At 61.4% G+C, this 18,669-nt stretch carries 15 protein-coding genes; 2 read left to right on the top strand and 13 right to left on the bottom strand.

Going from position 1 to position 18,669, the window contains the following annotated elements; all coding sequences use genetic code 11:
* Positions 1-83 precede the first annotated feature (83 nt).
* The 10 genes from SBC1_RS09445 to SBC1_RS09490 all read right to left on the bottom strand — a co-directional run bounded on the left by SBC1_RS09445 (position 84) and on the right by SBC1_RS09490 (position 12,655).
* Positions 84-746, bottom strand: a complete 663-nt coding sequence (locus tag SBC1_RS09445) for a hypothetical protein (protein WP_165091404.1) — start codon at positions 744-746, stop codon at positions 84-86.
* 26 nt (positions 747-772) lie between these two features.
* Positions 773-1,960, bottom strand: a complete 1,188-nt coding sequence (gene bktB, locus SBC1_RS09450) for a beta-ketothiolase BktB (protein WP_165091407.1) — start codon at positions 1,958-1,960, stop codon at positions 773-775.
* A 90-nt stretch (positions 1,961-2,050) separates the two neighbouring features.
* Positions 2,051-3,442 carry a 30S ribosomal protein S12 methylthiotransferase RimO gene (gene rimO, locus SBC1_RS09455; RefSeq protein WP_165091418.1) on the bottom strand — a complete coding sequence of 464 codons (1,392 nt, stop codon included), beginning with the start codon at positions 3,440-3,442 and terminating at the stop codon, positions 2,051-2,053.
* A 116-nt stretch (positions 3,443-3,558) separates the two neighbouring features.
* Positions 3,559-4,611: a tRNA-dihydrouridine synthase gene (locus SBC1_RS09460; RefSeq protein ID WP_165091421.1), complete on the bottom strand. Its 1,053-nt coding sequence runs from the start codon at positions 4,609-4,611 to the stop codon at positions 3,559-3,561.
* Between the two features lie 421 nt (positions 4,612-5,032).
* Positions 5,033-5,665 (bottom strand): polyhydroxyalkanoate synthesis repressor PhaR, encoded by a 633-nt coding sequence (phaR, locus tag SBC1_RS09465; protein ID WP_165091424.1) that lies wholly within the window; start codon positions 5,663-5,665, stop codon positions 5,033-5,035.
* Positions 5,666-5,839: 174 nt separating this feature from the next.
* Positions 5,840-6,580: a 3-ketoacyl-ACP reductase gene (locus tag SBC1_RS09470; RefSeq protein WP_165091426.1), complete on the bottom strand. Its 741-nt coding sequence runs from the start codon at positions 6,578-6,580 to the stop codon at positions 5,840-5,842.
* Between the two features lie 90 nt (positions 6,581-6,670).
* Positions 6,671-7,852 carry an acetyl-CoA C-acetyltransferase gene (locus tag SBC1_RS09475; protein WP_165091428.1) on the bottom strand — a complete coding sequence of 394 codons (1,182 nt, stop codon included), beginning with the start codon at positions 7,850-7,852 and terminating at the stop codon, positions 6,671-6,673.
* A gap of 304 nt (positions 7,853-8,156) precedes the next feature.
* Positions 8,157-10,127, bottom strand: a complete 1,971-nt coding sequence (gene phaC, locus SBC1_RS09480) for a class I poly(R)-hydroxyalkanoic acid synthase (RefSeq protein WP_207958397.1) — start codon at positions 10,125-10,127, stop codon at positions 8,157-8,159.
* A gap of 384 nt (positions 10,128-10,511) precedes the next feature.
* Positions 10,512-11,402, bottom strand: a complete 891-nt coding sequence (gene pgeF / locus SBC1_RS09485) for a peptidoglycan editing factor PgeF (RefSeq protein WP_165091430.1) — start codon at positions 11,400-11,402, stop codon at positions 10,512-10,514.
* A gap of 5 nt (positions 11,403-11,407) precedes the next feature.
* Positions 11,408-12,655 (bottom strand): RluA family pseudouridine synthase, encoded by a 1,248-nt coding sequence (locus tag SBC1_RS09490; RefSeq protein ID WP_165091432.1) that lies wholly within the window; start codon positions 12,653-12,655, stop codon positions 11,408-11,410.
* Positions 12,656-12,800: 145 nt separating this feature from the next.
* Between SBC1_RS09490 and SBC1_RS09495 the strand changes: the two genes are divergently transcribed.
* A complete protein-coding gene (locus SBC1_RS09495; RefSeq protein ID WP_241202099.1) occupies positions 12,801-13,586 on the top strand; it encodes an outer membrane protein assembly factor BamD in 786 nt (261 codons plus the stop codon).
* Positions 13,587-14,017: 431 nt separating this feature from the next.
* A complete protein-coding gene (locus tag SBC1_RS09500) occupies positions 14,018-14,473 on the top strand; it encodes a hypothetical protein (RefSeq protein ID WP_165091435.1) in 456 nt (151 codons plus the stop codon).
* A 316-nt stretch (positions 14,474-14,789) separates the two neighbouring features.
* On the opposite strand, the gene SBC1_RS09505 is transcribed toward SBC1_RS09500, so the two are convergent.
* The 3 genes from SBC1_RS09505 to SBC1_RS09515 all read right to left on the bottom strand — a co-directional run bounded on the left by SBC1_RS09505 (position 14,790) and on the right by SBC1_RS09515 (position 18,563).
* Positions 14,790-17,012, bottom strand: a complete 2,223-nt coding sequence (locus SBC1_RS09505) for an ATP-dependent DNA helicase (RefSeq protein WP_370469621.1) — start codon at positions 17,010-17,012, stop codon at positions 14,790-14,792.
* 185 nt (positions 17,013-17,197) lie between these two features.
* Positions 17,198-17,425: a DUF465 domain-containing protein gene (locus SBC1_RS09510; RefSeq protein WP_165091437.1), complete on the bottom strand. Its 228-nt coding sequence runs from the start codon at positions 17,423-17,425 to the stop codon at positions 17,198-17,200.
* Positions 17,426-17,501: 76 nt separating this feature from the next.
* Positions 17,502-18,563, bottom strand: a complete 1,062-nt coding sequence (locus SBC1_RS09515) for a colicin transporter (RefSeq protein WP_243830201.1) — start codon at positions 18,561-18,563, stop codon at positions 17,502-17,504.
* Between the last annotated feature and the right edge of the window lie 106 nt (positions 18,564-18,669).

Below are 18,669 nucleotides of genomic sequence, written 5' to 3' on the forward strand. Positions count from 1 at the left end.
TTCGAGGCTATAAAAAAACGTCATCGCGAGAAAGCCGATGACGCCGTGTTACATCGAACGGCGAGTTCGTGTGAGTTCGTGTCTCACTCGCCGATCGTTACGTTGCTGGTCCCGCCCAGCGCGTGGCCCGCGGATGGAGGAGCGGGCGGGGGCGCGGGTTCCAGCGAAGGCGCGGCCGATTGCGGCGCTTTCGGCGCAACCGTACCCGCAGCAGGAGCAGGAGCAGCACTCAATCCCGATCCGACCGGCTTGAGGTCAAACGGCAGCGGATTGGAATCGTCGGCGTTCATGCGTTCGCCCGACACGCTGCCATCGGCTGCAAACTTGCCGACCCAGTTGCCGGTGATATGCGTGCCGTCATTCGACTCTTCGATCTCGAGCGTATCGCCGTCACGGTCACCCGCGACCAAAATCACCGTCGACGCTCCCGCGAACCGGTATTCGCCGTGCACGCCCGTGCGCTCATCCGTTTTTGCGCCAAGCTTCATTTCGATCTGCTTATCGCCAAGCGTACCGACATAGGTCGGGAAATGCGCATACGCCGGATTCGGCGTCAGTGGTTTGGCGGGCGCGAGCGCCAGCGTTTCAATTGCTTCGGCCGTACCTGGCGCCTGCAGGCCCAGATCGCCCGGCGTAGCCGCTGCGCGTGCCGCCGCAACGGCTCGGGAGCCGTCGGGCGGCATGGCCGAATTACAGCCGGCGAGCAACAGCGCTGCCGCCACCGCCGCCACTTTCAGTTGCGCCATCGAATAGTTTCCTGTCCTTACCTTGCTCATACGCGTTCAAAAATTGCCGCGATGCCCTGCCCGCCGCCAATGCACATTGTCACCAGCGCATAGCGTCCGCCCACGCGCTGCAACTCGTACAACGCCTTCACGGTGATCAGCGCGCCGGTTGCGCCAATCGGGTGGCCAAGCGAAATGCCCGAGCCGTTCGGATTGACTTTCGCGGGGTCCAGATCCAGCTCTTTGGATACCGCGCAAGCCTGCGCCGCGAACGCTTCGTTGGCTTCGATCACATCGAGGTCGGCAACGCTCAGTCCCGCCCGCTCCAACGCCTTGCGCGTGGCGGGAATTGGGCCAATGCCCATGTATTTCGGATCGACGCCCGCGTGCGCATAGGAGACCAGCCGCGCGAGCGGCTTCAGGCCACGCGCTTCAGCGGTACCGCGTTCCATCAGCACGACGGCGGCGGCCGCGTCGTTGATGCCCGACGCATTGCCCGCGGTCACCGTCCCGTTTTCTTTGGCAAACACAGGCTTGAGCTTCGTGAAATCCTGAAGCGTGGCGTTCAGACGGACGTGCTCGTCGGTATCGAAGACAATGTCGCCCTTCTTCGATGCCTGCGTCACGGCAAGAATCTGTTCCTTGAAATAACCCGCTTCAATAGCCCGCGCCGCACGCCGATGGGATTCGAGCGCAAGCTCGTCCTGCATCTCGCGCGAAATGCCGTATTTGGCGGCGACGTTTTCCGCCGTGACGCCCATATGGATGGCATCGAAGGGATCGTGCAGCGCGCCGAGCATCATGTCGACGAGACGCGCGTCGCCCATGCGCTGTCCGAAGCGTGCCGACGGCGCCAGATACGGCGCGCGGCTCATGCTTTCCGCACCCCCGCCGATGGCGATATCGGTGTCGCCAAGCAGAATGGATTGAGCAGCCGAAACGATTGCCTGCAGGCCCGAACCGCACAGGCGGTTGACGGTCAGCGCAGGCGCGTGCTGCGAGACGCCACCGTTCAACGCGGCGACGCGCGCCAGATACATGTCCTTGGGTTCGGTCTGGATCACATTGCCGAACACCACATGGCCAACGTCCTCGCCAGACACGTTCGCTCGCGACAACACCTCCCGCACGACGCGCGCACCGAGATCCGTCGGGCTGAAGTCCTTCAGCGCACCGCCGAAATCGCCAATTGCGGTCCGCACGCCGCTGACCACCATCACTTCACGTTGTGCCATGAAAGCTCCTTCGTCTCAGTTGTTTTGTGTATTCAGCGTCGAGAGTTGGACCAGGACCTCAATTCAAGACCTCGACTCAAGACCTAAAGCTCAGACTTCGCCCCACAAGTCGTGGCCATCGGCGCCGGTGATTTTCACCGACACGAAATCGCCCGCCTTATAGCGCTTCGACGCCTTCTTTGCCGGCTCGATATACACCACACCGTCAATTTCCGGTGCATCCGCCGCGGTCCGGCCGACGCCGCCTTCGTTGCTCAGTTCATCGACAAGCACTTTCAGCGTCTTGCCAACCTTGCGTTTCATGCGTTCCGCCGACAATTCTTCGGCCAGTTCCATAAAACGCGCGCGACGGTCCTCACGCACTTCATCCGGCAGCGCGCCGTCGAGTTCGTTCGCCGTCGCGCCTTCGACTGGCGAATAAGCGAAACATCCGACCCGATCCAGATCGGCAATACGAATGAAGTCCAGTAGCGTCTGGAATTGTTCTTCCGTTTCACCCGGAAATCCGGCGATAAACGTACTCCGGATCGTCAGGTCCGGGCACATTGCCCGCCATTTCTGCACGCGTTCCAGCACCTTCTCGGCGTTCGCCGGGCGCTTCATACGCTTGAGCACTTCGGGGTGCGCGTGCTGGAACGGGACATCCAGATACGGCAACACATGACCCTTCAACGGTCCTTCGGCCATCATCGGAATGACTTCGTCGACGCTCGGGTAGGGGTACACATAGTGCAGGCGGACCCACGCGCCATATTGCGCGGCGAGTTCGCCCAACGCGCCGACGAGATCCGTCATGCGCGTCTTCACCGGCTTGCCGTTCCAGAAACCGGTGCGATATTTGACATCGACGCCATACGCGCTCGTGTCCTGCGAGATCACGAGCAGCTCCTTGACCCCGGATTTGAACAGGTTCTCGGCTTCGAGCATTACGTCGGCCAGCGGGCGCGACACCAGATCGCCACGCATGGACGGGATGATGCAGAACGTGCAGCGGTGGTTACAACCTTCCGATATCTTCAGATACGCGTAATGCCGCGGCGTCAGCTTGATGCCGGCAGGCGGCACGAGATCGATGAACGGATCATGCGGCTTGGGCAAATGCAGATGCACGTGACTCATGACTTCGGCGGTCGCGTGCGGACCGGTCACGGCCAGCACTTTCGGATGCACTTCCTGGATCAAACCGGTCCCGCTCGCGCTTTTCTTTGCACCGAGACAACCGGTGACGATCACCTTGCCGTTCTCGTGCAGCGCCTCGCCAATGGCGTCGAGGCTTTCCTGCACGGCTTCATCGATGAATCCGCAGGTGTTGACCACGACGAGATCAGCGCCGTCGTAGGAGCCAGAAATCTCGTACCCTTCCGCGCGCAGTTGCGTGATGATTTGCTCGGAGTCCACCAAGGCTTTTGGGCACCCGAGTGAAACGAACCCGACTTTAGGGGCCGATGGGGTCGGCACGGCGGGGGAAATGGTCTGCGACATAGGTGGGTCCGGCGTATAGCGGTGACGATGGCGACAAATGGGGACGGTGCGGCAAGGCTAAAGGGTCCGATGTCCATGAAGACACAGCCCGAACAGCGTCCTGCGCACACAACCGTTTATTGTACCGCGCCAGCGACGGTGCAGCCGGACGAGTGGCAAGGCGCTCCCGGATCGAGCAGGTCAAGGGCCGCGCGTTGATATGCCGGTATCCAGTCGTTGAATGCCGGAACGCCCTCGATCACTTCAAGAATTTCGTGCGAGTCATGCACGCGCCGGATGGCTGCGTGCAGTTCGGCAGCCTGCGGCCAGGTCCGCTTGAGATAGCTGAGCCACATTTTGACGCGTCCGTGCTCATGACGGGTCGCGACACAGACTTGCAGTTTTCTCAGGTAATCGGCGAGCAAACCCAGCACGACCGGCCATTCCTCGCCGGAAGGCGTCCGGCCCATCAGCCCGCGGATGCGTAAAGCCAGGAACGGATCCGAGACGGCGCCGCGCCCGATCATCACGTCCGCACAGCCGCTGATGGTCCGGCACCGCCCCCAGTCCGCCACTGTCCAGACTTCTCCGTTGGCAATGACAGGCACGTCCACGGCGGCGCCAATACGCGCGATCCATTCCCAGTGGGCTGGCGGCCGGTAGCCATGGTCACGCGTCCTGGCGTGCACGACAAGGGCGGCGGCGCCGCCTTCCGCCAGTGCGGTCGCACAGTCGATCGCGAGCGAAGTATCGGACACGCCAAGCCGCATTTTTGCTGTCACGGCGATGTCGGCAGGCACCGCCGCGCGAACGGACGAAACGATCCGGTTCAGCTGTTCAGGGTGCGCCAGAAGCATCGCGCCGCCGCCGTGCCGATTGACAATTTTGGCGGGGCAGCCGAAGTTCAGGTCGATTCCATGCGGCGACAGACTGGCCGCTTGGGCCGCATTCAACGCCATCCATTCGGGATCGCTGCCGAGCAATTGAATCACCATCGGTGTCCCGCCGGGTGTACGGGCTCCGTGGAGGACTTCGGGCGCCTCTCTCGCGTAGGCACTTCGGGGAAGCACCGAGCCGGTCACCCTGACGAATTCGGACACGCACCCGTCGAATCCGCCTGTGCTGGTCAGCGCATCACGCAGCACGTAGTCCGCAAGCCCTTGCATGGGCGCAAGAAACAGCCGGCTCATGCGAGAACGGCTTCCAGGCTGCTTTGGCGACTCTCGCGGTTATAGGAGTGAAGCAAAGCCAACTTTATGAGCGACGGACCTGCTGGTACGGGACATGTTGTGGTCTGGCGATGTGAGTGCCGGGCGGCGCTTGAGCACCGGACAGGCACGAAGCTAACGAGCGCAGCGGCGCGTGCGCTGCCGTTAGTGTCCCTGCTCGAAAGCAGGACAAAAGACGCTTGAAAAGGCGAGAACCGGTGCGGCATCCGCCACAGGGCGACGTATTTGCCTTGATTCGCCTTGGGCGCTGCGGCGCTGCGCTACAAACCGATATTGTACCGTGAGCGGGAGTGCCCTCGAATGCCGCGGCCCAACCTTGACCCGCGCGGCTTTTCAGGCCGTCGCAAGTCTGCTTCAAACCAAACGCCGCGCCCAACCTCGCTTACTTCTTCTCCGGCGTGCCGCTCGGCGGAGTCGTGGTCGTGGTCGTGGTCGTAGCAGGCGTCGCGGCCGCAGTCCCGGCCGTAGCCGGCGTCGGGAACGGGAACGTGTTGAACATCGACTTCGCCTGGGTCTGCATTTGCTCCTGCATCTGCACGAACATGTTCTTCGATTGCTCGATATAGCTCGTCATCATCCCCTGCATCATGGGCGCCTGCATGTTCATGAACTGCGACCAGACTTCAGGATTGAGCGGTACCGAGTTACCGTCGATCAGCCCCTTCGACTGGTCGGTGAGCTTATGCTGAATGTCGATGAACGCCTGGATATTCTTCTCCAGATACGTGCCCATCATGCCCTGCATGGCGTTGCCGTAGAAGCGGATAATCTGCGAAAGCATGGTCGATGAAAACATCGGCAAGCCACCGCTTTCTTCTTCCAGAATGATCTGCAACAGAATGCTGCGCGTCAGGTCTTCGGCGGACTTGGCGTCCATCACCTTGAACTCTTCCTGGTCGAGCACGAGCTGTTTGACGTCGGAAAGCGTGATGTAGGTGCTGGTTTCGGTATCGTAAAGCCGGCGATTCGGATATTTTTTTATGAGTCGTTCGGCGGATTTCTTTGTAGTGGTCATGTAACGCCTTTAAACGCAAAACTCAAACTGTGCCGACGGACTCCGCGTAATTGAAAGCGACGCAAGCCGCCGGTTCGTAGTCGGTGCCGGCGAACCGGCATCCAGTTGCAACGTTCCGCTCCGACGCGGGACGCGCGGCGCGCACAGCCTGATGGCGCGCCGCCTGAAGCCCCCTCACCCCATGTGCAAGCCGCCATTCAGCGAGAAATCGGCACCCGTGGAAAAACCCGATTCCTCCGATGCCAGCCACGCCACGATCGAACCAATTTCCTCCGGCCGCCCAAGCCGGCGAACTGGAATGGTCGCAACGATTTTCTCGAGCACGTCCGGGCGGATCGACTTCACCATATCCGTCCCGATGTACCCCGGCGAGATAGTATTGACCGTCACGCCCTTGGTCGCCACTTCTTGCGCCAGCGCCATCGTGAAGCCGTGAATGCCGGCCTTCGCGGTGGAATAGTTGGTCTGGCCAAACTGCCCTTTCTGACCATTCACCGACGAAATATTGATGACGCGTCCAAAACCGCGCTCGACCATGCCGTCGATCACCTGCTTCGTCACGTTGAAGAGACTCGTCAGGTTGGTATCGATCACCGCGGTCCAGTCTTCGTGCGTCATCTTCCGGAACACGACGTCGCGCGTGATGCCCGCGTTGTTCACCAGGATATCGATCTCGCCGACTTCGGCCTTGACCTTGTCGAAGGCGTTCTTGGTCGACTCCCAGTCGCCCACGTTGCCTTCGGACGCGATGAAGTCGTAGCCCAGCGCCTTTTGCTCCTCGATCCATTTGACCCGGCGCGGCGAATTCGGTCCACAGCCCGCGACGACCGTGTAGCCGTCCTTATGCAGCCGCTGGCAGATACTCGTACCAATGCCGCCCATGCCGCCCGTCACATACGCTACTCGTTTCGTCATTGCTCGCTCCGTTTATCGTTATGCGCGCCTGAAGCCGGGCTTGCCTGCTGACCCGAACCGCGGCGCGCGGTGCTCTAGCACACTGTCTCCCTACGGCCGCTCGACTGCGAGCGCCACGCCCATACCGCCGCCGATACACAGCGACGCCAGTCCTTTCTTCGCATCGCGTTTCTGCATTTCATGCAGCAGCGTGACGAGAATCCGGCAGCCGGACGCACCAATCGGATGACCGATCGCGATCGCCCCGCCGTTCACGTTGACCTTCGACGTGTCCCAGCCCATCTGCTGATGCACGGCCAGCGCCTGCGCTGCAAATGCTTCGTTGATTTCCATCAGGTCGAGGTCCGACGCGGACCAGCCCGCGCGTTCCAGGCAGCGCTTCGATGCCGGGACCGGACCCATGCCCATCACCTTGGGATCGACGCCCGCGTTTGCATACGCCTTGATGCGCGCGATGGGCGTAAGACCAAGCGCTTCGGCCTTCTTGGCCGACATCACGATCACGCCCGCAGCGCCATCGTTTAGACCGGAAGCGTTCGCCGCGGTCACCGTGCCTTCCTTCGAGAACGCCGGCTTCAGGCTGGACAGCGATTCGGCTGTCACGCCATGACGCACGAACTCGTCGGTGGCAAAACGCAGCGGCTCGCCTTTGCGCTGGGGAATTTCAACGGGCACGATTTCATCGTTGAAACGGCCCGACTTCTGCGCTGCTTCCGCCTTGTTTTGCGACAGCGCCGCAAACTCATCCTGCGCTGCGCGCGTAATGCCGTATTCCTTCGCGACGTTTTCCGCCGTGATGCCCATATGGATCGAGTTGAAAGCGTCCCATAGGCCGTCCACGATCATCGAATCGATCAGCTTCGCGTCGCCCATGCGGAAACCGTCGCGTGAGCCCGGCAACACGTGCGGCGCCGCGCTCATGTTTTCCTGGCCGCCTGCGATCACGATGTCGGCATCGCCCGCGATAATCGCGTTTGCCGCCAGCATTACCGCCTTCAGGCCCGATCCGCATACCTTGTTGATGGTCATGCCCGGCACCGAGCTGGGCAAACCTGCCTTGATCAGCGACTGGCGTGCCGGGTTCTGGCCGGAGCCGGCCGTTAGAACCTGGCCGAGGATCACTTCACTGATCTGCTCGGGCTTGAGGTTCGAACGCTCGAGCAATGCGCGAATCACGATTGCGCCAAGGTCAGGCGCGGCGATTTTCGCCAGTGACCCGCCGAATTTGCCGACGGCCGTCCGTGCGGCCGATACGATCACTACGTCTGTCATTTCAGTTTCCTTTGAGAATCGAAAGTGGTAGCCCGGGTTTAGCCGGCTGACTGCATGGCCGGCTGGATGCGTGTTCGCGCTTGCCCCTTGTTTGCCTGCGCCGTTTTCAACCGGTGCAGGCGACGCTCTCAACAGCGCTGGCTTGCGGTTACCTCAGGGTTCTTCGGGTTTCAGCAACTGCAATAAAACAATACGTTGGATACTGTTGACCGGTCACGTCCGAAATGCAATCGGGTCCGATCCGCATGACCCGCCCTGGCCGTCACTCGAAACATCTTTCAGCCGTGCAGATCATGCAAAAACCTTATTGGTCCCGCTGCAGGACGTAACGTCCCGGCGCCGGCTCGATCACCGGAAAATCATCGGACCCAAGCGTTGGCTTCGGCTTTACCTTCTTGCCGGCGTAACCATCGAGCCATTGCGTCCACGTGGGCCACCAGCTACCCGGATGTTCGGTCGCGCCTTCGAACCATGCATCCGGGTCTTCGGGCAGGGTTTTATCGGCGTTATCGAGAACCCAGAAACTGCGCTTGTTCTTCGATGGCGGATTGATCACGCCGGCAATATGCCCCGACGCCCCAAGCACGAACGTCTGCGGTCCGGTCAGCAAAGGTGCGGACGCATACGCCGCCGTCCACGGCACAATGTGATCCTCGCGTGATCCGTACAAAAACGTCGGCACATCGATCTTCGACAAATCCAGCTGCTCACCACACGCAGTCAGTTCGCCCGGATTGCGCAGGCGATTTTCCAGATAGGTGTTACGCAAATACCAGACGAACATCGGGCCCGGCAGATTGGTTGAATCGCTGTTCCAGTAAAGCAGGTCAAACGCCTGCGGCGTACGGCCCTTCAGGTAGTTGTCCACCACGTAGTTCCACACCAGATCGTTCGGGCGCAGATACGAGAACGTGTTGGCGAACTCGACACCACGCATCAGCGCAGGCGGTTTGCCATTCTTGCCGCCAATGGTCTGCTCGCGCATCTGCACATGCTGCTCATCGATAAACACATCGAGCACGCCCGTGTCCGAGAAATCGAGCATGGCGGTCAGCAAGGTCATGGAGGCAACCGGATGTTCCCCACGCGCGGCCAGCACGGCCAGAGCGCTTGCGAGCAACGTGCCGCCGACGCAGAAGCCGAGCGTGTTGATCTGCTCGCGGCCGCTGATCTGCTTGACTACATCGATAGGCGCAAGCACGCCTTCCTCGATGTAATTGTCCCAGGTCTTGTGCGCGATCGACGCATCCGCATTACGCCACGAGATCATGAAAACCTGATGGCCGGCGTCAAGCGCATGGCCGACGAGCGAGCCTTCCGGCTGCAGGTCGAGGATGTAGAACTTATTGATGCACGGTGGCACGATCAACAGCGGCCGCTCTCTCACGGTCGCCGTGCGCGGCGTGTACTGGATCAGTTGCAGCAGGTCGTTCTCGAACACGACCGAGCCTTGCGTGGTTGCAATGTTCTTGCCGACGACAAAACCGGATTCATCGCTTTGCTGGATCTTGCCGCGCTGCATGTCGGCGAGCAGATTCAGCATGCCCTTTTGCAGACTCTCGCCACGGCTCTCGATCAGCGCCTGCTGCGCCTCCGGATTCAACGCAATGTAATTACTCGGCGATGCCGCTGCTGCCCACTGCTGTACGGCGAACCTGATGCGTTCGCGGGTCTTGTGATCGCCTTCGACCGATTCGGCAAGCTCCTGCAAATAACGCGCGTTCAGCACATACCAGGCCGCGGCAAATGCGAAACCAGGCGCGGATTGCCACGCAGCCCCGCTGAAGCGACGGTCTTTCAGCGTCGACAGGTCGATGCTTTGCTCAGTGGTCTGCTTGATGAGTTCCATGGCGTCGCGCGAGAAACTGGATTGCAGTTCCTGCAGGCGCTGCGGCGCGATAGCTGCGGTCGGAATCGGCGGCATTGCCGGCATCGCGAACGGCAATTGACCACCGGCGCCGCCGCTGTTGCCGACACCCATGCCCGGAAAACCAGGAAGCGCCGGGAAGCCACCCAACGCTGCAAACGGATTCGCAGATATTGATCCCGCCGATTCCGCTTGCGCCGGATTCGCCTGGGCGGCAAGCTTTTGCCACTGGGCCGGGTCGGCTACCGCACGCCAGGTGTTGAGCCATTGCTCGAACATCTTTTGCACTGCCGCTGGATCTGCAGCGGGCATGCCGAAAGACGCGCCCGGCACGCCCGGCGAAGCCTTGGCAGTAGACGGACCTGATGAACCCGATGACGATGAAGATGAAGATCTGGAGGCAGCCATATCCGCGTTTGACCTAAGCGTCCCGAGAGACTGAGTTGCTGATGCAGGCGTGACGTGGAGCCGCGTCGTCGTGATCGTCGAGCTGGGCTGCTAAACGCCCGACCGCGATGATGTGACCTTGCTACGCCGTGCGCTTTTGTGAAACATTCTTGCTCCACGGTGCAAGGCGTGTCAATGCGTCGCCTTGATTTTGACGCAGTGCGATATTTTTTTCATCATCGTTTTCCCGATGTGACGCGGTGATGAATGTCAAGAAATGTTGCGCAACATAAGGCGCGCCTGTCGCGAGCGGCCACGTTTTAGTCGCGCGGCAAAAAGCGCGCGCTGAGGCGTGGCGAAACATCAGGTCATAGATGGTTTGAACCGGATCTGCGCCGGTCCGGTCTAGTCGGCCAACCAGATCATTGCGGCCATACGCCCTGTTGTCCGGTCCCGTCTATATGAATAGAACCGGTCCACGTCAGTCATTGTGCAAAACGTTCCGCCATGGACATTTTCGGGCGGCACGCCAATCCGCTCGAGGCGCAAACGAGCGAGCGCGTAAAGATTGGCGAGATATTTGTGTTTCTCTTCACGCCTGACGAAAGCGGCGACGGTCGCATCGCGAAATGCAGGATCGATCGCGGCCACGAACGCGTCGAGCACATCTTCACCTACTTCGAACGCCGCCGAGCCGATCGCCGGACCGAGCCATGCGTGCAACGTGCTGGCTTGGGCGCCGGCGAGCTGCACAACCCGCTCCGCCGTCTTTTCCACGATTCCAGCCGCGAGTCCACGCCAGCCTGCATGCGCTGCGCCGACAGCACGGCCGGCTGTATCGCAAAAAAGTACCGGCAGGCAGTCTGCGATCATCACAACGCACACAACTCCCGCGCGATCCGTCACCGCTGCGTCGGCCTTGACCGCCGACGCGACGGACGCGGCCGAACCAGCGCAGCGGTCGATCACCGCACCGGCATCCTCGATTTGTGCGCCATGCACCTGCTCGAGCCACGCAACCGGAGCGCCCGTGAGTTCCACCACGCGCCGGCGGTTTTCCATCACGGCGTCGGGCACATCGCCTGTATGCAGGCCGAGGTTAAGGCCGCCACGACCGTTCGCGCCGCCATACGGCGCGGCGCTGACACCCCCATTGCGGGTGGTCGCGAGCGCCTTTACGCTTGGCGAAACTGCATCGGGACCGCTCGACCAGCCGGGCCAAACGCAATCATCGTTGCGAAGCGGCGGCCAAGCCGCGAATTTAGCGGCGAAATCAGACCCGGACGGGCTCGCCATTGGCGTCATTCCTCGTCATCATCGTCATATTCAATTGGCTGCGACTCGTCCCAGCCGCCGCGCGCCTCAACGTCGCCACCGTCCTCCTCGATGAAATCCGCATCCTCCGGATCCAGATCCGTCGCTTCATCGCGACCGAGGCCCAATTCCGCTGCCAACGCTTCAATATCCTCGGGCACATCCGCGCGCCAACTGATCTCGCGACCCGTGGTCGGATGGATCAGTCCGAGCCGCCAGGCATGCAGCGCCTGGCGATTGAACCCATCCGGCAGCGGCTGCACCGAACGCTTGCCACGTGCGTGGCCGTAGATCGGATCCCCCAGCAACGGATGGCGGATATGCGCGCAATGCACGCGGATCTGGTGCGTGCGGCCGGTATCGAGATCGCAGTGAACCGCGGACACGGGCTGGTTATTCCACATCGCGCGGTCGATGGTGCGATAGTGCGTACGGGCATATTTCCCCGATGCGCTCTCCACCACCGCCATGCGCGTGCGGTCGCGCGGATCGCGGCCAATTGGTGCGTCGATCGTGCCTTCGTCCGGCATCGTCCCCCACACCAGCGCGACGTAGCGGCGCTTTACCGTGCGTGCCTGCAACTGACGGGTCAGGATGGTCTGGGCTTCGAGCGTGCGTGCAACCACCATCAGCCCGGACGTTTCCTTGTCGAGCCGATGCACGATACCCGCACGCGGCAAGCCGGCGGCGGCATCGCCGTACCGGTACAGCAAGCCGTTGAGCAGCGTGCCGCTCCAGTTGCCCGCAGCAGGGTGCACGACCATGCCCGCGGGCTTGTTGATGACAACGAGCGCGTCGTCTTCGTAGACGATCTCGAGGGGCACCGGTTCTGGCGTGAACGCAAGCTGTTCGGGCAGCAGATCGGGAATCAGCGTGATAGTGGCGCCGAGCGGCACCGGCTGCCGGATCTTCGCGGGCGCGCCATCGACCTGCACGCGTTGCGCATCGATCCAGGTCTGCAGGCGGCTTCGCGAGAATTCGGGGAACAAGCGCGCCATGACCTTGTCGAGGCGCTCGCCAGCGTACTCGTCGGGGACGAGGATCGTGCGTGGCGTTTCGGCGTCGGCGCGGCGCTCGTGCAGGTTGGTGGGCACGGGTTCGCCGTGAATCTCGCTTGCCGCGTCCGGCGCAGCGGCCGGTTCGGTCAAATCGTCCAGACGTGCGTCGTCGGCCGATGTGCTTGGGCTATAATCTTTGCTGCGATCTTTGGTACGACTTGTACTTGAGCGGGTCATTTAGACTGAAAAGCTGGGAATTAGCCAGAAAGGCATGAGCTAGAAAATGCAAGCACTGATGCGAGCCGTGAATCAAGCTTTGAGAACCGTTTTGAACCCTGTCCGTCAACTGGTCCGGCTATCGTCGAACTCGTCTGTCAAGGTCATGGCGCTGGCTGCGAGTGCCGTCATTGTTGCGGGCTGTCATGGTTTGCCCGAGAAAACCGACGAAACGGCAACGTGGAATAACGGCAAATTATACTCGGAGGCGCAGGATGCGCTGAGCGGCGGTGACTTCGGCAAATGCGCGAAGTATTTCGAGAACCTTGAAGGTCGCGATCCGTTCGGTCATTTTGCACAACAAGCGCAGATCAATGTGGCGTATTGCGACTGGAAGGACGGTGAAACCGCTTCGGCCGACGCGGCTATCGACCGCTTCATCAAGTTGCATCCGGATCACCCGGACATTGCCTACGCGTATTACCTGAAAGGCATGATCCACTTCAACGACGACCTCGGTCTGTTCGGCCGCTTCTCCGGCCAGGACATGAGCGAACGCGATCCGGTGTCGCTGCGCGAATCGTACGACGCATTCAAGGTCGTGGTCGACAAATATCCGCAAAGCAAGTATGCGCCCGATGCTGCTCAACGCATGCGCTACATTGTGAACGCGCTGGCTTCGCATGAAGTGCACGCCGCGGATTATTACTATCGGCGTGGCGCTTATGTGGCCGCCATCAACCGTGCGCAGCTCGCAATCCGTGAATATCGGAACGCGCCTGCAACGGAAGACGCGTTGCATATCATGATGCTGTCGTACGGCAAGCTCGACCAACCGCAACTGGAAGGCGACACGAAGCGCGTGCTGGCCGCTACGTTCCCCGACAGCCCGTATGTCACAGGCAAGTCGCGTCCGGGTAAGGACAACAAATCGTGGTGGCAGCTCTGGTAAGCGTTTTTTTCACGCTGATCGCTCCAACGAAAAACCGGCGAAAGCCGGAATCATGCAGTTCAGTTAAGTTTCGAAAAAAAGCCGCGCTCATTCAGAGTGCGGCTTTTTTTTGGACACCGTTGTCACAGGCTGAACCGGGTTCCAGGTGGTCAATCCGAGCCAGCCCGCTCTCGCCAAAGGACGCCCGGAGTGGGCCTCCTGACGTGGAAAGTGCATCTGGCGGGCATTACCCACAGGCAAACATGACATTGCAACTTCGTAATCGCGTGCGGCCGAAACCCGTGTCATGCCCCGTTACATAAATAAGGAAAAAGGTTCGCGAAATTCATACACTTATGAATAGCCGCTCCTGATTCGGGACAGCCTGCCCCGGGCACAATCCGGCTCGGCGAATCACATCTGGAATGGCGCGGACAATCGAGGTGATCATCATGAATGGGCGTAGAGCGTGCCAGCTATTGCTGGTGTTGGCGGCGGCCCTGGGCGCGAGCGGCGCGGCCACCGCCGGTGGCTACTACCACGGCGGTGGCGGCGGCTGGGGCGGCGGCTACCACGGCGGCGGTTATTACCACGGCGGCTACTATCACGGTGGTTGCTGCGGAGGGTCGATCGGGGTCTATTTTGGACCGGGTTTTGTCGCTGGCTATCCATACCCGTATTACCCCGGCTACTACCCAGGCTACTACGCTTACGGGCCTGTCCCGGTCGGCGATCCCTCGTTGCCGGCTCAGTATGTCGAACAGGGGCAAGCAGCGAACCCGGCCGGCGGCGGCGCGCCGCAAGCGGCCTACTGGTATTACTGCGGGAAGCCTCAGGGTTATTACCCGTATGTAAAGACCTGCCCCGGAGGCTGGCAGACGGTGCCAGCCCAACCGCCCGGCGGTTGATCGCAGCAGGGCGCCGCGTTTCGATGAACTCCACCTGATCCAGTGTCAACTCCGAAGAGCCGCGCACGGGGAAAGAAACGCGGTTTGCACCACGGCTCGCCGCCAACACCGCGCAGTTGTAGTGACACCCGCAGTGCGGCGTCGCGCGCCCGAGACGCCCAGCGCTAGCAAAGCGATATCAAGTTCGTCACCGACCTCGCTAGAGAAATAACGCCGATGCTGCGTCAGCGCGCTGCCAGGCCGGTTTTTTGTTTTGTGCGGCGACACATGCTGCTGGCGCCCAGCTCACGGGCTCACGGCGTTTAACACACCGCGCTCATTCGTCCTCTTGAGCCGCCAACGTTTCGGAATCGGAGAAGAAAGCGCGTACCACCTCCAGTTCGCGCGTTCGCTTGAACGGCGGCAGGCTTTGCCAGATGCGCCGGCCGTAGGGTTTATCGACGAGACGGGTATCGCAGATCATCAGCACGCCACGATCCGTTTCCGCGCGGATCAACCGACCCGCGCCCTGCTTGAGCGTAATCACCGCCTGCGGCAACTGATGCACGGCGAACGGGCTCAGGCCCTTCTTGGTCAACGCATCAAGCCTCGCCGACAACACCGGGTCATCGGGCGGCGCAAACGGCAGCTTGTCGATAACCACCAGCGAGAGCGCATCACCACGCACATCCACGCCTTCCCAGAAGCTCTGGCTACCCACCAGGATGGCGTTGCCATAGGAGCGAAAGCGGTCGAGCAATTCGGTGCGGCTGGCGTCGCCCTGTACCAGCAGAGGGTAGTCCCAGCCGCGTTGCTCGATTGTGTCACGCAGTCGCATCGCAATCCGATCGACCGCACGCAAGGTCGTGCAAAGGAAAAACACGCCGCCCTTCGATGCCTCAATCACCGGCAACGCGCCATCGAACACGGCGTCGGTAAAATTTGGCGACGACGGTTGCGGCAAGTTACGCGGTACGTACAACAGGCCTTGCGTCGGGTAATCGAAGGGACTGGGCAGCGTCATTGAACGACGCGCGTTCAGGCCCATTTGCGCAGCGTAATGCGTGAAATCCCCACGCACCGACAATGTCGCCGATGTGAAGATCCACGCCCGCGGCACACCGGCGCGCTGCTTCGAGAAAATCGGCGCGACGGAAAGCGGCGTCTCGTGCAACTGCACCGTATGCGAGAACACTTCTATCCAGCGCACCATCTCGTTTGGATCGGCTTTTGCCGCCGCTTCAGCTTCTTCAGCTACCGCCTTTTCGACAGAAGTCGGCGGTGCAGTCCAGCCACCCAGCAAACCCTGCAATTCGCGTGCACGGCGCAACAGCACACCCAGCGACTCGGCCCGTTCAGCGTGCTCGCCAAGCGCCTTGGTGAGTGCGTCAAGATGCTCTTCAAGCGTATCGAGCGCCTCGAACAGCGGATGGTCGTCGGCGAGCTGGGCAAGCGCCATTCGCACCGAATCTTCTTTAAACGCCAGCCGCACGTCGCGCGCCGCACGCTCCAGCGCAGCGCCAAGTTTCGTCCAGTCGGAGAAATCGCGGGCGTGACTCAAGCCTTCGGCTACCGCGTCGCGGGCCAGTTCGAGAAACTGCGTGGTGGAAACCGTTTCGCCGAAAAAAAGCGTCGCGGTTTCGGGCAATTGATGTGCTTCGTCGAAGATGATGGTGTTTGCCGTCGGCAGCAATTCGGCCATGCCCGTGTCGCGCAACATGACATCGGCGAAAAACAGGTGGTGATTCACCACCACGATATCCGCCTGCTGTGCCTCGCGCCGAGCCTGCATCACGAAGCACTCTTTGTACTGCGGGCATTCCTGACCGAGGCAGTTGTCCCGCGTAGACGTGACCATTGGCCAGACGGGCGAGTTCTCCGGCACGCTCGCGAGTTCAGCCTTGTCGCCGGTGCGCGTGATCTTGGCGAAACGGATGATTTCCTGCAGATGCGACGTGTCCTGGCGCGTGGGCAAACGGCCGTTGTCGGCGGTGCGCTGCAGGTAGTAGTGACACAGGTAATTCGCGCGCCCTTTGAGCATGGCGACCGACACCGGCACGGCAAGCGCGTCGCGCACGGTCGGAATGTCGCGCTGGAATAGCTGGTCCTGCAAGTGCTTCGTGCCGGTCGAGACGATCACCTTGCCGCCCCACAACATGGCCGGCACGAGATACGCAAAGGTCTTGCCCGTACCCGTACCCGCCTCCACGATCAGCGTGTTTTCGCCGCCGTCGATTCCCGTCGATGCCGTCGCCACGCCCAGTTCGTCCCGACCTTCCTCATGAACGACGGGTGCATCCGATGGCCCGAGCTTGCGGGCGGGCCGGCGTTGCGCGTCGAACATCGCGGGTTCAGGCATGGCGCGCCCGGAAGCCTCCATGGCGGCGGCGACCGCGCGGGCCATGTCGACCTGTGAAGCACGTGAGCGATAACCATCGATTTGCCGCGCCAACAGACCCTCGGCGGCAAAAATCGCGTCAAGTTCAGTGCGGCGCTTCGGTGCCAGCGTGAGCGAAAGCGTGGTGTCGACGGCACCCGCCTTCGCGGCCGGCTTCAGCACGGATTCCGCGTTCTCTGTGAGGGTATGGTCGGGCGAATTCAAAGGGACGTTCCTGCTTGTATTCCGGCTTACGACTCGTGTCAGTAAGCATGGCTTGTTCTACCCTTGCCGGCGGGGCGCGAAGGGCCGAGTGGCGTAAAGGTTCTTCCGGCCCGCGCATGCATCGCGTGTGCACCGAACGTCCTTCATGGATTTAAGTGCGCGTCCGGCTCCAACTGCAATTGCAGCAGGATGATGGTGTCCTTGACTTTGAGCTTGCGCTTCTTCAGGCGCCTGATCTCGAAGTCGTTGATGCCGGGAACCTCAGCCATCTTGCCGATAAGACTATTCAGGCCGTGATGCTCCGCTTCCAGCTGCCCGATCCGTTCGCGAATCGTGCCTGTGTCGACCGCTGCTGCAGGATATGCATGCATATTCGTCTCCGCTGGTCTCGGCGACGCGTGTCCAAATCACTGACGGCGTCGCCCGAGGTTGCTGTCCGGCCCTGGCTTACTTGGATTGCTGTTGTTGCTGTTGCTGTTGCTTGAGTTGTGCCTGATGCGCCTGGTCTGCCGCGTCCTGCTGTGCACGCTGTTGCTGCTTGGCGGCTGCTTCCTTCTGCCGGGCCTGGACTTCCGCCTGATGCTCGGCCGCGTCACGTTGCTTCGCCGCAAAGCGTTCCGCCTTGTCCTCGCGTTCTTTCGCGTCCTGCACGCCGCGCGCGGCGGCATCGGCAAGTTTCTTCTGGTAGTCCGCCTGCTTGCGGTCGTAATCGGCTTGGTTAGCCGCGCGCTGCGGCGCTTCCGCCGTTCGCTGCGCCGCCGACAACGCGTTCTGGCGCTGCTTCTCTGCAAACGATTCCTCGCTCGCCTTCTCGCTCGCCTCGCGCTGCGGCGCCTCGGACGCGTACTGCGCGCGTTTGATCGCCGTTTGCTCGTCCCGCTGCTGCGCGTGCTGCAGACGTTGTTCGTCGTCGAGCGCCAGTTGTTCCTTGCGAATCTGCGCGCCTACTACACGCTTGGCGTCGCGCGCTTTGTCCAGGCAGTGATTGACAAAAAAATCGCTGTAGCAATCGTGTTGCTTGACCGCATAGAGATAGTTGTTCTCCGCGCTGCGAACGTCCAACGCCTTCTGGCGCGCGGTGAAACCATTTGTATCGGCTGTGGCTTGCGCTGCGCTAGCATCGATTGCGCCACTTGCTCCGATCTGACCCGCCGCCCGGCTTGCCGAAACCGAAACGCCCGACGCCGCTTGCGTGGCAGTACCTTGCGCGCCGCTTTCGTCGAGCTGCGTTTGCGTGACCGACGTACCCGGGTTGATGGGCTTCGGTGTCTGCGCGACGGCGGCCGTGCCAACGCTCGCACAGGTCAGCGCGAACAATATTGCCGCAACAGGCCGGGCGAGCGATCGGGTGGACAGCAAAAGCTGCCGCGACAAGCCGGCCAGCGGAATGGCCGACAGCACGGCTCGCCGCACGATGGCAACACCGCCACCCGATGCGGCCGGACCGGTCGAGGCGAACGAATCGACTGGAGCAGTCGGCAAAGCGGGCGAAAGGCGGGAAGTCGGCAACGTAATAGCCAGCGTGGTAGACAAGGAGACGGACAATGGCGTGAAAAAGCAGCTTCTACGATCCCGAAATTCTATCACCGCGCGCCGGAGCCCTCCGGCATTTATG

This window comes from Caballeronia sp. SBC1 (assembly GCF_011493005.1).
Lineage (GTDB): Bacteria > Pseudomonadota > Gammaproteobacteria > Burkholderiales > Burkholderiaceae > Caballeronia.

Bases quoted from the DNA above. Each gene is read 5' to 3' on its own strand.
- SBC1_RS09445 (WP_165091404.1), bottom strand. From the start codon at position 746: ATGGCGCAACTGAAAGTGGCGGCGGTGGCGGCAGCGCTGTTGCTCGCC.
- bktB (WP_165091407.1), bottom strand. From the start codon at position 1,960: ATGGCACAACGTGAAGTGATGGTGGTCAGCGGCGTGCGGACCGCAATT.
- rimO (WP_165091418.1), bottom strand. From the start codon at position 3,442: ATGTCGCAGACCATTTCCCCCGCCGTGCCGACCCCATCGGCCCCTAAA.
- SBC1_RS09460 (WP_165091421.1), bottom strand. From the start codon at position 4,611: ATGAGCCGGCTGTTTCTTGCGCCCATGCAAGGGCTTGCGGACTACGTG.
- phaR (WP_165091424.1), bottom strand. From the start codon at position 5,665: ATGACCACTACAAAGAAATCCGCCGAACGACTCATAAAAAAATATCCG.
- SBC1_RS09470 (WP_165091426.1), bottom strand. From the start codon at position 6,580: ATGACGAAACGAGTAGCGTATGTGACGGGCGGCATGGGCGGCATTGGT.
- SBC1_RS09475 (WP_165091428.1), bottom strand. From the start codon at position 7,852: ATGACAGACGTAGTGATCGTATCGGCCGCACGGACGGCCGTCGGCAAA.
- phaC (WP_207958397.1), bottom strand. From the start codon at position 10,127: ATGGCTGCCTCCAGATCTTCATCTTCATCGTCATCGGGTTCATCAGGT.
- pgeF (WP_165091430.1), bottom strand. From the start codon at position 11,402: ATGGCGAGCCCGTCCGGGTCTGATTTCGCCGCTAAATTCGCGGCTTGG.
- SBC1_RS09490 (WP_165091432.1), bottom strand. From the start codon at position 12,655: ATGACCCGCTCAAGTACAAGTCGTACCAAAGATCGCAGCAAAGATTAT.
- SBC1_RS09495 (WP_241202099.1), top strand. From the start codon at position 12,801: ATGGCGCTGGCTGCGAGTGCCGTCATTGTTGCGGGCTGTCATGGTTTG.
- SBC1_RS09500 (WP_165091435.1), top strand. From the start codon at position 14,018: ATGAATGGGCGTAGAGCGTGCCAGCTATTGCTGGTGTTGGCGGCGGCC.
- SBC1_RS09510 (WP_165091437.1), bottom strand. From the start codon at position 17,425: ATGCATGCATATCCTGCAGCAGCGGTCGACACAGGCACGATTCGCGAA.